We start from the raw sequence: 14,819 nt of genomic DNA on the forward strand, positions 1-14,819 counted from the left end.
TCGGGCTTTAGGTGTAGGTGATACCTACGGTGTGGTGCCTAGAAGTATCTCCCCTCCCTGCTGTCCCGTCAAGAGCAAGCCCCGAATACTGCCGCGAATCGACATCCGTCGAGGTTGGCTCGTGTCTGCGATCCAGCTTTGAGCCGAGAGTGGATTGCGTGGTTGCGCCCAAAATTCACGGATTCGGCATTATTGCTCAATGCCGGGAGGTACTCTTATGCGCCGAAAACCCGCTCGGAAGATCAAGGCTTCCGCTGTTAAAAACATCTTCAAGTTTCCGTCTACCAAGTCATTTGTTGAGCCCTGCCATCGGAGATATCAAATGGTGTTGGTGGAGTCGATGCTGGAGAAAGACTATTGCTTTCACTTGGAAGCGAATCCAAACGTCGTGGTGTACTTCCCTCAGCCCAAGACCTTCATGGTCAATAGCACGTTGTTGAAGAATCGGGAGTACACGCCAGACTTTGAAGTCCATTTTCGCGGCGGTCGAAAGGCTTATGTGGAGGTCAAGAAGGACTTCAGCTCTCTGGATACGGTCTATCTGCATAAGCTGGAAATAGCGGCGATTGAAATGCGGCAAGCCGGATATGACTTTTTATGTGTCGATGAACCTCAGATACGCATAAATCCTCTTCTGCAAAACCTCCGCAAGTTGCAACGCTATCGTGACAGATTAACGAGTAACTCAGGCACCCTTACGTTGCTTCAAAATGCCGTTCCTCATCCAAGAACGTTGAAAGACCTGATTGCAAATCCACTGGGCATACGTTTGGAGACCATTTACAAGCTCATTGCCAACGGGCAGATAACGGCAAATCTCTCGGTAGCTAAGCTCTCGTTGGATGCAGAGGTGCGCTATGCATAATCTTTCGAGATGGATGCCCGGCATTGCATTCTGTGCAAATTTCGATGGTCGGGATGCTATATGGATGATAAGGCGGATCAACGGTTCAAATGTCACCTTGGCCGATATCGATAATAAATCTGTGTTGGTGAAACCGGAGGCGGAGCTTGAAGAATGCCTGGAGAACAAGGCGCTTCAGTTCATGGCAGATGATCGCTATAACGGTGAAATCGTATTTCAGGATTTGCCGGAGGAGTATCAAAAGGAAACCGCTCGCAGATATGCATACGTTCGAGAATTTCTTGATTCGGATGATCAAAAAAGATCGAAGAAGAAGCTTGAGAAAATAATCGAAAAGGTAGCTGAAAAGATAGACGATGATACGCCACCGGCCTGGAATACGTTCAATAACTGGCTGAATAAGTATTTCAATGCCGGTTGCCGAATTAAAGGGTTGTACCCAAATGATCCTAAAAAGGGTCGCCGAGATATAAGGGTTGATCCAAGAGTTCGTGAAATAATTGATCAATCGGTGAAGTTGTATTTCAAAAATGGCCAGATGCTAGTGAGCAGCATTCATCAGATGGTGGAAGCGAAAGTACTAAAACACAATCTGAGCAATCCAGATGATCTGTTGGCTATCCCAGCCTACAGCACTGTGGACTACCATATTAAGAAGCGAAGTTACCAGGAGCATGTTAAGGGAAGAATTGGTAAAAATGCTGCTCGCTATGAATGTGCCAATGTCGGTGAAGCACCTCAAACAAGTCGTATTCTTGAGCGCGTTGAGGCCGACCACACCCCTCTGGATATCAATGTTCTGCATGATGAAACCAGAACACTGCTGGGTCGCCCGACCTTAACGCTCTTGATAGATCACTATTCTCGTATGGTCATGGGCTTTCAGATTTCTTTTGAAGAGCCTTCATATGCGTCCGCTGCCATGGCTATCGGGAGTGCCATATTACCCAAAAAGGATCTGCTTGAATTTTACGGCGTCGAAGGCGATTGGCCTGCTCATGGTGTCATGGAAATGCTGGTCGCCGACAATGGCACAGAGTTCTGGGGTGACAATCTCGATATGGCGATCAGTGAGGTAGGCTCAGTGCTTCAATATGCGCCAGTCAGGAGCCCAAATTATAAAGGTGTTGTAGAGCGTTTCTTTCTTACACTGAGAACAGGATTAATTGATTCTCTGCCAGGCAAGACAAATGGCGTCGGTAACGGGTCAGACGAATACATTGCTCAGAACGAGGCAAAGCTCACATTGTCGGAGTTCAAAAAGATATTCCTGACCTGGCTTGTGAATATCTATCACCTTGAGCCACACGGCAAAGCCGAAAAATCTCCTCTTGATCTTTGGAATGAATCTGCTCGCGAGTTCCCGGTGGTTGAGGAAGATGCTAAACGCATTGAGACAGCCTTGATGTGTTCCGATACGAGAACTCTACAGCGATCAGGTATTCAGTATGAAAACCTTGAATACAACTCAGACCCTCTGCGAGATATCTACCGGCGAGAAGGGGTTGTCGAACTGTTGATCAGATATAGTCCGTTCGATATTGGTCACATTTATGTGTGGGATGAGCTCAACCGGATCTATATCCGGGTGCCATGCGTTAACTACAGGTATGCAAAAGGCCTGTCGATGTATGCTCACAAGGCCATCCGCAAACGCATTAATACTGCGCGTAAAAGCTACAAGGATAATGTGATTCTCCAAAGAGCCAAGGTTGAGCTTTTTGGCGATCTGGAAAGTTTGCATGATCGTAATGTTAGGAAAAAATCGCAGGCGACCGCGAAAAAAGCCGCTCGCATACATTCGCTGGGCGTAGAAGAGTTTTCTGCCAACACAATTCTCAATGATCCAGCCCCAGTGGTTATTCAGAATATTCAGGCTGAAGAAGTAACGGATGACTGGGAGGTATGGTGATGATGAACCGAAATACCTACCCTTTTGTAGCCACTGGTGATGTCAAACATATCTTCAAAATTTTGGATGATCTTCGGATTAACTATATCGAAGAAGGTGACACCAATTGCCTTATCACCGGTGAGTCGGGATCTGGTAAATCTGAGCTGGTAAAACGGTATGCTGCGAAGTATCCGCGTCGGGAGTTGGAGGAATATACCCACATTCCCGTGTTGTATGTTCAGTTGAGTTCACCGCAAACCGCCAAAGCTTTCACCCAGCAGGTGCTTGCTGCGTTGGGCGATCCCCAGGGCGGCAGAGGAATAAAAACCAAAGAGGAAGGCTTTTCGCTAATTAAAAAATACTGCCGTGAGTGCGGTGTCGAGCTCATTATTCTTGATGAAATGCAAACGGTCATCCAAAACCGCTCATTAGGAGTAATTGCCAACATAACGGCTTGGTTTAAAGACTTAATGAACCACTCTAAAGTGCCAGTGGCGTTAGTTGGTATGCCTTGGTGTCTCGGTGTCGTTAAAGAAAATGATGAGCTCGATACACGTGTAGGGTACCGTTATTATCTGGAAACCTTTAGGGTCTCCAGTCGGTTCTCCCATTTTGAAAAATTTCTTGAGCTTTTTTCAGCGGGCTATGAATTTGCGAATGACTTTTCACTTCTTGAGCGTGAAACAGCCTATCGGCTGTTTGCGTATAGTTCTGGAATTATAAGGGCTATCAGGGGGCAAATCATCCGAGCGGCCAGTTTGGCGGAGGCGGCGGGAAAACCAATTGATTTGGCCTGCTTTCAGGACGCGATTCGTTCAAGGGGGATAAAGGATCACAACAACGTCTTTATCATGCCGGTGACGGAGTTGCGGCTGAGGGAAATTGTGAATTCATCCAAGTGGATACAGCAAAAATCTTACAATAAGGAAAGCTTTCAGAGTGCTGAATTCAAAACCTACCGGCTGACCAAAAAGCTTGAACTAATCGAAGCCGATGACGACTGAGCAAAAGTTACTGATCAGGCCAGTTAAGCACCCGCTGGAGCGGATCGATGACTACGTTGTCAGGCTCTCCGCTGCAAATGGTTTCTCTTCAGCAATGACACTGAGCACCTATTTGCGAGCATGGTGCAAAGTGGCTGGGTACAGTATTCGCGGATTAGACAGCGCCGATACGATGGCCAGGATGTTAAGCCGTTATCTTGATCGTATCGTCGAAACAAAATCCTTCGACCGGCCAGCGTTCGCCAAAGCCAATCTCATCTTGAAAACCTGTAAGGCTTGCCTCAGCGAACATAAGGCTATCCCGTTTTACTGGTATCTGGATGATTACCAGGTTTGCCACATCCACTACCAGCCGTTGAGCAAGCCAGATTCCAACGAAACATTCGACCATGTGGATGTTGATCTGCCCCAGCACCCCATAGTCGATTTTCTGGATTCCAGTGACCCCTGGTTGGCATACACCAACATGCAAAAATGCGCCGACGAGCTCCGGTGGCTATGCTGGCGTTTGAAGCAGTTCTACGAGGCTCACCTGGGAATCCGCGTACATACGATGAACGCGCTGGGCTGGATAAACAGCACCCCTCCTGCGGAACGTTACTCTGATGGCAGATTCGATCGGGTTGCCAGCCTAATCACAGAGCAATCAGGTCTCCAGGAAAGCGATGTGCGCTTGCTATCAGCCCTTTTGCTCTGGCAGCGCATGGTGCCAAACAACCTGTTCCGGGCTGCGGGTGCAGGTGCGGAAGGTGCCACCGAAGCTAGCCTGGAATGGGCATCCCGGCAGCTGATCGCCAGTGAGCCCATGCTCATGTTTATCTGCGATGCACACCAGGCTCCGCGAAACACTCCAAAACTCTGTCTGCGCGACTATATCCCTCTGCTGGCAGGCCTGGATGAGGCCACCGACAAAGCGCTGCGCCAGGCGGTTTATTCCTGCGGGTTAACCACTGAGTTGTTGATAATGCTTCCCGGTAGACCGGGTGAGCATAGCTGCAAAGTGAAAAGTTGGTCTAGCGTGGCAGTTACCTAGCTAGGGATTCAGCACTGGTCGCGAATAATTTAGTTTTTGCGCTAAATATTTCATCTAATCTTTAATTATTTCAGTCTTTTGGGTTAATATCGGGCCTGACTCTGTAAACCGTAGGGCCCGGTCATGATACGTTGCCATCTCGCTCGCCTGATGGGGGAGCGAAAAATGAAGATCTCCGATGTTTTGCGCGAAACCGGGCTAAGCCGGAATACCGTGACCCTAATGTACAAGGAGACGGCGCAAAGGATCGATATCGAGGCTTTGGATAAGCTCTGTCGCCTGTTTGAGTGTGAAGTGGCCGATATGTTGGAGTTCACGGATGAGCAAGCCTGAATCAAAAAACAAGCAAGGGCTTCGAACACTTGTGAGCTGGGTTGGGGGAAACGACCTGAAAGCTACGGGCAGCAGTGATGCAGAGGGGCAAGCCCTTGGTCCGATTGCAGCTACTCTCAAAGAGCAGGTATTCGACAGCGTAGAGCTGCTCTACAACTATCCAGAAGATCAGGTAAAGCCATATCTGACATGGCTGAAGAAGCAGACCGCTACGCCGATCCACGCTCAAGCCATTTCCCTGTCTTCACCGGTCAATTTTGGTGAAATCTATGTCCAGGCCAATCAGCAGCTGGCCAGGCTGCAAGCATTGGGTTGTGAGTTGTCCATTCTGTTAAGTCCAGGAACCCCGGCCATGCAGGCGGTTTGGATTCTTTTGGGCAAAACCCGCTATGCCTGTCAGTTTTATCAATCGTCACTGGAACAGGGCGTTCAGCAGGTAGAAATTCCATTTGAGCTTTCCGCAGAGTACCTGCCTGCCGCTCAAAACATAGGCAGTGCCAAGATCAGTCGGCTGGTAGAAGGCAATGCTCCCATCAATGCGGCATTCGACAATATCGTTACTCGCAACCCTTGGATGCAGGCTCTGAAGGCACAGGCCCAGATACTGGCGGAACGTGAAGTACCGGTATTGATTTATGGCGAGACCGGCACCGGTAAAGAGCTCTTTGCTCGCGCCATCCACAATGCCAGCCAACGGGCCAATAAAGCATTTGTGCCGGTGAACTGTGGTGCCATTCCCGGTGAACTGGTCGACTCAGTCCTCTTTGGCCACAAGAAAGGGGCATTTACCGGTGCTACATCTGACAAGCCTGGAGTATTCGAGCAAGCTGATGGCGGGACCTTGTTCCTGGATGAATTTGGCGAGCTGGAGCCCAGTGTGCAAGTGCGCCTCTTGCGGGTATTGCAAGAAGGGGCATTCGTTCCGGTAGGGGGCACCAAAGAACAAAAGGTCGATGTTCGCCTGATCACAGCTACACATCGCAACTTAATGGAGGCGGTAGCCAACGGCCGTTTTAGGGAGGATCTGTTTTACCGCGTGGCTGTTGGTGTTTTGCATCTGCCACCGCTGAGGGAGCGAGAGGGCGATCTGTCGCTCCTGACGGATACCTTGATCAAAGCGATGAGTGATCATGACTCAATGCTTGAGGGTAAAAATATTTCTCCTGACGCAAAAAATATTATCCTTCAGCATCCTTGGCGAGGAAATGTGCGTGAGTTGCAATCCACTTTATTGCGCTCCGCCTTGTGGTGCCAGGGTGATGTGATCAATGCTGCCGATATCCGTCAGGCTTTGTTCAATATGCCGGAGCAGGATTCGGGATTGCTGAACAAGGATGTTTCTCAAGGTGTTGATATACAAGAGATAATTGGTTTTGTTGCTGCGAATTATATCCGTAAAGCATTGGCTCATAGTGGCCAGAATAAGACCCGTGCAGCACAGCTTTTGGGCTTGAAAAACTACCAGACACTGAAGAACTGGATGGAAAAATACGGTATTTCCTAGTGATTAAGTAAACTTGGCACGGCCTTCGCTATAAGGCTGTCATGGACAGAATAATTTTTATGAAATCAGTGAACTTCGAATTCTTGAGACCCGAGAATGACCTACTTGCTAACCTCGGTGGTTTGGCCGAGGCGGTCCTGCATATTGATCCGGGTAGTGCTTTGACCCGTTTGCGCAGTTTTGCTGAAGAGCTGACCAAGGCCATCTATAAGGAAGAGCTGCTGCCGCGTATGCCGCAGTCCAGCTTCTACGAGCTGATCAAAAGTCCGGTTTTTGAGGATTGCGTTAGCAAATCACTGATTCATCAGATCAACTTTTTGCGTATTCAGGGCAATGACACCGCCCACGGCGCAGAGGGTGAATTACGTAATGCACAAATGGCTCTGGGTACGGCGCACCAGTTGGCTATGTACATGGGCATCAAGTATTACGGCAAGAAGAAGGAACAAATCGCCGCATTTGTTGATGTAAAAGATCCAACAGCAACCTTAAATCAGCTACAGAAATCCGTTTCGAGCTACGAGAAAGAACTGCAAAAGCAGCAAGAAGAGCTCGAAAGAGTCATGGATCAGCTGGAGCGTGAGCGCACCAGAAACATCGAAAAGCTGGAGCCGCCTGCCAGGGCCGATCAGCAAAAACGCCAGCAGCAGAGTCAGCAGGTAGCCGACAGCTTACAATGGAACGAAGCTAAAACACGCGCCCTATTGATCGATGCCATGTTGTTGCAGGCTGGCTGGGATATTCAGAACCGCGATCAGGTCGGCCAGGAAGTTGAAGTACAGTTTCCCAACAACCCAAGCGGCAAGGGATATGTGGATTACGTGCTCTGGGGGGATAACGGTCACCCACTTGCTGTGATCGAGGCCAAGAAATCCGGCAATACCAACCTACAGGCTGGTCGAGAACAGGCCAGGCTATATGCCGATGCCTTTGAGCACATGGGCTATCAACGCCCTGTCATTTTCTACTCCAACGGCTACGAAACCTTCATCTGGGACGATCACCAGTACAACACCTACCGGCCAGTTTATGGCTTTTACAGTAAAGACAGCCTGGATTACCTGATTTATCAGCGCCACTATCGCGCCGCAGAGCTGGAAAAGTTCAATCCAGAACTCAGCATTGCTGATCGCCCTTACCAGATTGAAGCCATCAAAACGGTCGCTGCGCATTTTCAAAGCCAGCGTCGCAAAGCGCTCATCATTCAGGCCACCGGCACCGGTAAAACTCGCGTAGCTATCGCGTTGGCTGAGCTGCTGTTGCGTACCGGCTGGGCCAAGCGGGCATTGTTCCTGTGCGACCGAAAAGAGCTGCGCGTACAGGCTGATGATGCCTTTAAGCAAAACCTGCCATCCGAGCCGCGTTGTGTGATTGGTGAAACCAACAAGATTGATCAAAGTGCGCGGATCTACATTGCCACCTACCCCGGCATGATGAATCGCTTTGCACAGTTAGATGTTGGCTTTTTCGATCTGATTATTGCCGATGAATCCCATCGCAGCATCTACAACAAGTATCGTGACCTGTTCGATTACTTTGATGCATTGCAAGTGGGCTTAACCGCAACCCCAGTGAAATTCATCAGTCGAAATACCTTCGACATCTTCGACTGCGAAACCACCGATCCGACATTCGAGTTTGGCTTGGACGCGGCCATTAATAACGAACCGCCTTACCTGGTACCCTTCCGGGTGAAAGACCTGACCACCGATTTTCTTCGCGATGGTATTCATTACAACGACCTGACAGAAGAACAAAAGCGTCAGTTGGAAGAAGACCTGGGCGAAGAAGAAGCCCGCAATACCACCATTGCAGGCAAAGATATTGGCCGTAAGATCTTCAGCGAAGATACCGATCGCATCATCCTTGAAAATCTGATCAACAACGGCATCAAGGATGAGACAGGTTCCCTGGTCGGCAAAACCATTATCTTCGCTCAGCGCCAAGACCATGCTGAGCACCTGGAAAAGCTGTTCTGCAAGCTCTACCCGCAATATGGCACCAAGGTGTGCAAGGTCATCCACAATGCGATTCCCCATGTGGAAAGCCTGATCAAAGAATTCAAAAAATCCGATAACGATTTTCGCATCGCTATTTCAGTGGATATGCTGGACACCGGCATCGACGTGCCTGAAGTCGTCAACCTGGTGTTTGCCAAGCCGGTAAAGAGCTGGGTGAAATTCTGGCAGATGATTGGTCGTGGCACGCGCTTGCGCCCGAATCTCTTTGGTCCAGGTAAGCATAAAACCGAGTTCCTGATTTTCGACCATTATGGCAACTTCGACTTTTTCGAAGAAGAGTATCAGGAGCCTGATGACACCGGCAGTAAATCCTTGCTGCAAACCACCTTTGAAGCCCGTCTTGAGCTGGCGCAGGCGGCATTACAGCAAAACCATGCGGCCGCTTTTGATACGGCCATTGAGCTACTGCGGGCCGACATTAATGACTTGCCCGACACCAGCATCGCGGTAAAGCGCGAACTGCGGGTCGTACACCAGCTACAGCAAACCGATCTGCTAAAGGGGTTCGATGCGAAAACCCAGCATCTGCTGGCCAATACCATCGCACCCTTAATGTCTGCACGTGTGCTTCGCGACAAACATGCAACCCAGCTGGACAAGCTGATGGCCACCATTGAACGCTGCCTGGTAGAACAAGCGAGCTGCTTTGATGATGGCAGAGATCTGCTGCTCACCGAGATAGACAAACTGGCCGTGAATATTCAGGCGGTACGCCAGAAAGACGCCATCATTGCAGAAGTGCGCAGTGCCGACTTTTGGCAAGCGCCCAATATTGAAAGGTTAGAAAAGGCCCGTAAAGAGTTGCGCGGCATTATGAAATATCGCCAGCAGCGAACTGGCCCCGGTTATGAGACCGGCACCACGCGTGCAGGGGATTCCGGGGTGCGTGAAGCTGAGCGTGAGGTAAAGATCGCCGGTGCCAACGAGGCCATGATCTACCGCCGCAGGCTCAAGGATATCCTGGATCAAATGGTGGCTGCCAACCCCACGTTGCAGAAAATCCGTAAAGGGGAACCCATTGCGGAGCCAGAATTAAAAACACTGACGTCTACCATACTCACCAGCCACCCAGGTGTGAGTCTGGAGGTGCTGAATGAATTCTATGGTCGTACGGCGGATCAATTGCACCTGACAGTACGTGAAATTATCGGCCTGGACGCACAAGCCATTGAAGACCACTTCAAGAGCTTTTTACACGCTCATCCAGCGCTAACCGCTCAGCAAGTGCGGTTTATGAATCTGCTCAAAAATTACATCGCTCAGCACGGCTCCATCGTGATCGAAAAGCTCTACGACGCGCCATTTACCTCCGTCTCACACGAAGGAATTGACGGCGTATTTACCCCAGACGACGTGGGTGAGCTGATTGCCGTGTTGAAACCCTTTATCAAGGCTGAACCCAAATCATCGGGTTCACAGCCAGAAAGCACACAGGAGTAAACATGCAATCACTGGAATGGACAACTGAACTTATTATTACTGCCTCGGTAGCAGGCTTAGTGCTTGTTGTACTGGGATATTTGCTGGCGATGGTATTGCTGGGCCGCAAGAACACTGAACTAAGCGGGCAGCTGAGGCAGGCCGAGCAAGCCCTGGAATTGGCCAATACGCAGAGCCAGAAGCAGCAAGAAGACATCAAGCAGCTCAGTGCAGCCCTACACGAGAAGGATCTGTCTGAAAGCAAGTTGCAGACAAGGCTGGATAGTGTTCAGGCTACAGCCCAAGCCACCGAACAACGCCTGAATGACACAGTAACAGAACTGAAGGGGCAGCTGGCATCTCAGCAAAGCGCGTTGGATGAGGTTAAAGGGCAGCATCACAGCACCGAAAAGCAATTGGAAACTGCCCAAGCTGATAACCGATCGTTGAAAGATCAAACGCTGGATTTACGAAGCCGTCTGGAAAAAGCGGAACAGAACATTCAGCAAGAGCGCTCTCTGGTGAGCCAACTCAAAGAAGAATTGGCTCAGGAAGGCAAAAAGGCCAAAGAGCTTGGATCGTCCAACTTTGAAGCGCGTGAGCAACTAAAGGAAGCCAAGCAGAGCCTTATGGAGGTTCAACAGCGTAATACCCAGCTTCAGGAACGCTATCAGTCGCTCAGTAATGAGTATACAGAACTGAAAACCACGCTGGAACGCAAAGAAGAGCACTTCAAAGAGCAGATGCACCAGCTCAGTGAGACCAAACAATCGCTCACCAAAGAATTCGAGAATCTGGCAAACAAAATCTTCGAGGAAAAAGGCAAAACCTTTACCCATACCAGCCAGGCCAGCATCGACACCATGCTCAAGCCCTTCCGCGAGCAGATCGAAGGCTTCCAGAAGCGGGTTAACGAAGTGCACGATGCGTCGCTTCAGGGAAATACCAGCCTCAATGCCGAGATCAAAAAGGTGCTGGAAATTGGCCTGCAAATGAGCAAAGAGGCCAATAACCTGACTTCAGCCCTCAAGGGTGATTCCCAGCAGCGAGGTGCCTGGGGTGAAGCGCAACTGCGCCGCACCCTGGAGATGAGTGGTTTGATCGAAGAAGCGCACTACGAAGTGCAAAGCTCGTTCAAAGACGCCGAAGGCAAACAAAAGCAAACCGATTACTTGATCAAGCTGCCTGATGGTAAGCACATCATCATCGACAGCAAGGTAGCCCTGAATGCCTACGACCGGGCTGTAGGCGCGGAATCGCCAGAAGAATACCAGCTTGCCATGAGCGAGCACGTAAAAGCCGTGCGCAAACACATTGATGATCTGGCATCGAAGGACTACACCAACCTGGTGGGTATGCGCAGCCCCAGCTTTGTGCTCATGTTTATGCCGATAGAGCCCGCCTACATTGAGGCGCTCAAGAACAACAAAGATCTGTTTGAATACGGCTACAAAAAAGGCATCGTGCTGGTCTCCCATACCACCTTGATTCCTATTCTGCGCACTGTTTCCAACCTGTGGATGATTGAACGCAGTAACGCAGAAGCCCGAGAAATCAGCGAGAAAGCAGGCGATATTTACAACTCTGTGTGTACGGTTGCTGAGCGATTGAGCAAGTTAGGTGGCACCCTGAGCACTGTCAGCAATCACTACAACAACACAGTCAAAGCGTTGGCTGGCCAGCAAGGCTTGTACGGTAAAGTGGATCGATTCAGTCAGCTCTCCGCCAAAGTCAGCAAAAGCTTGCCTCATCTGGAGGCAACCCATGTGGATTTCGAAACTGAGCGTTTGGCCTTAATTGTTGAGCCCATAGAAGAGCCATTAATAGAAGAGCCATTATCAAAGCCGGAACCAGAGCATTTAGACAGTGATGCACAATCGGCACCCACAATCGAATCAGAAACAGCAGAAAACCATTAAGCGAGTAACTCAATGCTAACAGGCAAAATACGTAACGATATCGACAAGCTCTGGGAGAAGTTCTGGACTGGCGGTATCACCAACCCATTAACGGTGATCGAGCAGATCAGCTACTTGATGTTTGCCCGCATGCTCGACATGCAGGAAGATATGGCAGAGCGCAAAGCGAACGCTCTTCATAAGCAAGGAAAAGGGGGCAAAGACTTTGACCGCCTGTTTCCCAATAGCCCAGAAGGTCAATTGCTGCGCTGGAAGAATTTCAAAAATCTCAGCGGCAAAGAGCTGCATAAACACCTTAAGCAAAACGTATTTCCTTACTTTGCCAAGCTGGGTAAAAAATCGGATGAGCAAGATGGGCTAGGCAGTGATGGCGGCGCCATAGAGGCGTTAGGCCATATCGGCGAATACATGCAAGATGCCGACCTCGAAATCAAAAACGAATCGGTACTGGTCAGCGCTGTAGAAATGGTGGACGAGCTGCCGCTCACCCAAAGCGACGTAAAAGGCGATATCTACGAATACCTGCTCAGCAAGCTCACAACTGCTGGCATTAACGGCCAGTTCCGTACCCCGCGCCATATCATTGATGCCATGATCGAGCTGGTCGATCCGCAGCCTACCGAGAGCATCTGCGACCCGGCCTGTGGCACGGCCGGATTTCTCGCCCGCACCATGGAGTACCTTAACCATGTACATTCCAGTGAGGCAGGTACCTTTGAAGATGAAGAAGGCAACAAACACTTCACCGGTGACCTGTTAGAGCCTTACCGCGACCATATCAACAAAAACATGTTCTGGGGCTTTGATTTCGACACCACCATGCTCCGCGTCAGCAGCATGAACATGGCCCTGCACGGGGTGAATGGCGCTAACATTCTGTACCAAGACTCCCTGAGTAAATCCATCAAAGAGAACTTCCCCGAGCAGGAAGAAAACTTCTTTGATGTGATTCTGGCCAACCCGCCCTTTAAAGGCAGCCTGGATGAAACCAACACCAACCCGGATGTGCTCGGCCTGGTAAAAACCAAGAAAACCGAGTTGCTGTTTGTGGCGCATATTCTGCGTGCGCTCAAGCTCGGTGGCCGTGCCGCCGTGATTGTGCCTGACGGCGTGCTGTTTGGTTCTTCTAAAGCGCACCAACAATTGCGCCAGGAGCTGATAGAAAACAACCAGCTAGAAGGCATTGTTAGCCTGCCCAGTGGTGTCTTTAAACCCTACGCCGGTGTCAGCACCGCGATTCTGATGTTTACCAAAGGTGGCACTACCGAGCGCGTCTGGTTCTACGACCTGCAAGCTGATGGTTATTCATTAGATGATAAGCGTAACGAGCTGAAGGGCGAAGGCAGCAACGATCTGCCCGACGCCATTGCTAAGTGGAAGCAGTATCGCGCCTTGGTTGAAAAGAACGCATCGATCAAAGAAATTGTTAAAGCCTTTGGCGATAAAACCCAGAAAGCGTTTGTGGTCGACGCCAAGGACATCGCTGACAACAAATTTGACCTTTCCATCAACCGCTATAAAGAGGTGGTTTATAAGGAAGAGCGATACGATGACCCGAAAGAAATTCTGAAAAAGCTCAAAGCGCTGGAAAGCGAGATTATGGCCGATTTGGATGAGTTGGAGGGAATGCTGTGAGTTGGCCATTAGTTAAATTGGCTGAAGTCGCGACAATCAATCCTAGGTTGCCAAAAGATGTCGACGAAGCGCAGGAGGTTTCTTTTGTTGCGATGGCTTCCGCATCCGAAGAGGGTTCGCTGCTAGCTGAAGAGAGCCGTGTTCTATCTGAAACGAGGAAGGGCTTTACGTATTTTGAAAAAGGCGATGTGTTATTGGCTAAAATAACCCCTTGTTTTGAAAATGGTAAATGTCTTAGGCCAAATCAAATACGTAGTCAAATTGGCTTTGGCTCAACAGAATTTCACGTGTTAAGGGTAGATCCTGAGAAATTGGATAGCCAGTATCTTTTCTACATGGTGTGGAGTGATAAATTTCGCTGGCTTGGCGAGTCTTCGATGTCCGGGGCTGCTGGACAAAAGAGGGTAAGCGCTGATTTTCTGAGAGGCTTTGAAATCCCCCTCCCACCCCTAGCTGAACAAGAGCGTATCGCCGCCATTCTCGACAAAGCCGACGTCATCCGCCGCAAACGCCAGCAAGCCATCCAGCTCGCCGACGAATTCCTCCGTGCCGTGTTTCTGGAGATGTTTGGTGATCCGGTTACGAATCCGAAGGGCTTTAAAAAGGTTCCTATTACCGACCTCGCAGATGTCATTACAGGGTTTGCTTTTAAAAGTAATGAGTACGTTAGCGATTCTCCAGAAGCAGTGCGCTTGTGTAGAGGTGCAAACACTCTTACTGGATATTTTGACTGGAGCGATACTGCATTCTGGCCGAAAAATAAACTAGAGAAACTCGATAGTTATTTTATACAAGCTGGCGACATTATTCTTGCCATGGATCGTCCGTGGATATCAAGCGGGTTGAAAGTATGTGTGTTTCCTGAAAATCAACGGGAGACATATCTAGTTCAGCGAGTTGCTAGATTGCGTCCTCACCGAGGCGCCTACACGGATTACATCTATAGTTGCATCAAGTCGCAATCCTTCGAAAAGCACTGTTGTCCAACTGAAACAACAGTTCCGCATATATCGCCGATCGAACTTAAAAACTTTGAAGTTCTTTTCCCGAATGCAGAACTTATCGATAAATATCACTTAGTTGTTTCAAATATCAATCGTAATTTAGCTAGGATGGTTGATGGTAAGTGCCGTAGTGAAGATATTTTTTCTGCATTAAGCCAGCGTGCTTTCTCAGGCCTGCTATAGAGGTA

The 14,819-nt window shown here is 49.5% G+C and carries 10 protein-coding genes; all 10 read left to right on the plus strand.

The window, feature by feature from the left end; all coding sequences use genetic code 11:
• Window positions 1–217 precede the first annotated feature (217 nt).
• The 10 genes from Kalk_RS14015 (at window position 218) to Kalk_RS14060 (ending at window position 14,814) form a co-directional block, all read left to right on the plus strand.
• Window positions 218–865: a TnsA endonuclease N-terminal domain-containing protein gene (locus tag Kalk_RS14015; protein ID WP_013261236.1), complete on the plus strand. Its 648-nt coding sequence runs from the start codon at window positions 218–220 to the stop codon at window positions 863–865.
• The gene (locus Kalk_RS14020) at window positions 858–2,777 is read left to right on the plus strand and encodes a Mu transposase C-terminal domain-containing protein (RefSeq protein ID WP_101894842.1); all 1,920 of its coding nucleotides are present in this window, start codon (window positions 858–860) and stop codon (window positions 2,775–2,777) included. Before Kalk_RS14015 ends, Kalk_RS14020 begins: the two co-directional genes overlap by 8 nt.
• Entirely contained in the window at window positions 2,777–3,763 is a 987-nt protein-coding gene (locus Kalk_RS14025; RefSeq protein WP_101894843.1) for an ATP-binding protein, read from the plus strand. Before Kalk_RS14020 ends, Kalk_RS14025 begins: the two co-directional genes overlap by 1 nt.
• Entirely contained in the window at window positions 3,753–4,796 is a 1,044-nt protein-coding gene (locus Kalk_RS14030; RefSeq protein WP_101894844.1) for a TniQ family protein, read from the plus strand. Before Kalk_RS14025 ends, Kalk_RS14030 begins: the two co-directional genes overlap by 11 nt.
• Window positions 4,797–4,961: 165 nt before the next feature.
• A complete protein-coding gene (locus tag Kalk_RS14035; RefSeq protein WP_456077566.1) occupies window positions 4,962–5,129 on the plus strand; it encodes a helix-turn-helix domain-containing protein in 168 nt (55 codons plus the stop codon).
• On the plus strand, window positions 5,116–6,633 hold the full coding sequence (locus Kalk_RS14040; RefSeq protein WP_101894846.1) for a sigma-54 interaction domain-containing protein: 1,518 nt from the start codon (window positions 5,116–5,118) through the stop codon (window positions 6,631–6,633). Before Kalk_RS14035 ends, Kalk_RS14040 begins: the two co-directional genes overlap by 14 nt.
• Window positions 6,634–6,692: 59 nt before the next feature.
• Complete coding sequence (locus Kalk_RS14045) at window positions 6,693–10,094, plus strand: DEAD/DEAH box helicase family protein (protein ID WP_101894847.1); 3,402 nt, start codon at window positions 6,693–6,695, stop codon at window positions 10,092–10,094.
• Between the two features lie 2 nt (window positions 10,095–10,096).
• Entirely contained in the window at window positions 10,097–11,992 is a 1,896-nt protein-coding gene (gene rmuC, locus Kalk_RS14050; RefSeq protein ID WP_101894848.1) for a DNA recombination protein RmuC, read from the plus strand.
• 12 nt (window positions 11,993–12,004) lie between these two features.
• Window positions 12,005–13,627 carry a type I restriction-modification system subunit M gene (locus tag Kalk_RS14055; protein ID WP_101894849.1) on the plus strand — a complete coding sequence of 541 codons (1,623 nt, stop codon included), beginning with the start codon at window positions 12,005–12,007 and terminating at the stop codon, window positions 13,625–13,627.
• Window positions 13,624–14,814 (plus strand): restriction endonuclease subunit S, encoded by a 1,191-nt coding sequence (locus Kalk_RS14060; protein WP_101894850.1) that lies wholly within the window; start codon window positions 13,624–13,626, stop codon window positions 14,812–14,814. Before Kalk_RS14055 ends, Kalk_RS14060 begins: the two co-directional genes overlap by 4 nt.
• The last annotated feature ends 5 nt before the right edge of the window (window positions 14,815–14,819 follow it).

Origin of the sequence: Ketobacter alkanivorans (genome assembly GCF_002863865.1) — a bacterium.
Classification (GTDB): domain Bacteria; phylum Pseudomonadota; class Gammaproteobacteria; order Pseudomonadales; family Ketobacteraceae; genus Ketobacter; species Ketobacter alkanivorans.

Bases quoted from the DNA above. Each gene is read 5' to 3' on its own strand.
- Kalk_RS14015 (WP_013261236.1), top strand. From the start codon at position 218: ATGCGCCGAAAACCCGCTCGGAAGATCAAGGCTTCCGCTGTTAAAAAC.
- Kalk_RS14020 (WP_101894842.1), top strand. From the start codon at position 858: ATGCATAATCTTTCGAGATGGATGCCCGGCATTGCATTCTGTGCAAAT.
- Kalk_RS14025 (WP_101894843.1), top strand. From the start codon at position 2,777: ATGATGAACCGAAATACCTACCCTTTTGTAGCCACTGGTGATGTCAAA.
- Kalk_RS14030 (WP_101894844.1), top strand. From the start codon at position 3,753: ATGACGACTGAGCAAAAGTTACTGATCAGGCCAGTTAAGCACCCGCTG.
- Kalk_RS14035 (WP_456077566.1), top strand. From the start codon at position 4,962: ATGAAGATCTCCGATGTTTTGCGCGAAACCGGGCTAAGCCGGAATACC.
- Kalk_RS14040 (WP_101894846.1), top strand. From the start codon at position 5,116: ATGAGCAAGCCTGAATCAAAAAACAAGCAAGGGCTTCGAACACTTGTG.
- Kalk_RS14045 (WP_101894847.1), top strand. From the start codon at position 6,693: ATGAAATCAGTGAACTTCGAATTCTTGAGACCCGAGAATGACCTACTT.
- rmuC (WP_101894848.1), top strand. From the start codon at position 10,097: ATGCAATCACTGGAATGGACAACTGAACTTATTATTACTGCCTCGGTA.
- Kalk_RS14055 (WP_101894849.1), top strand. From the start codon at position 12,005: ATGCTAACAGGCAAAATACGTAACGATATCGACAAGCTCTGGGAGAAG.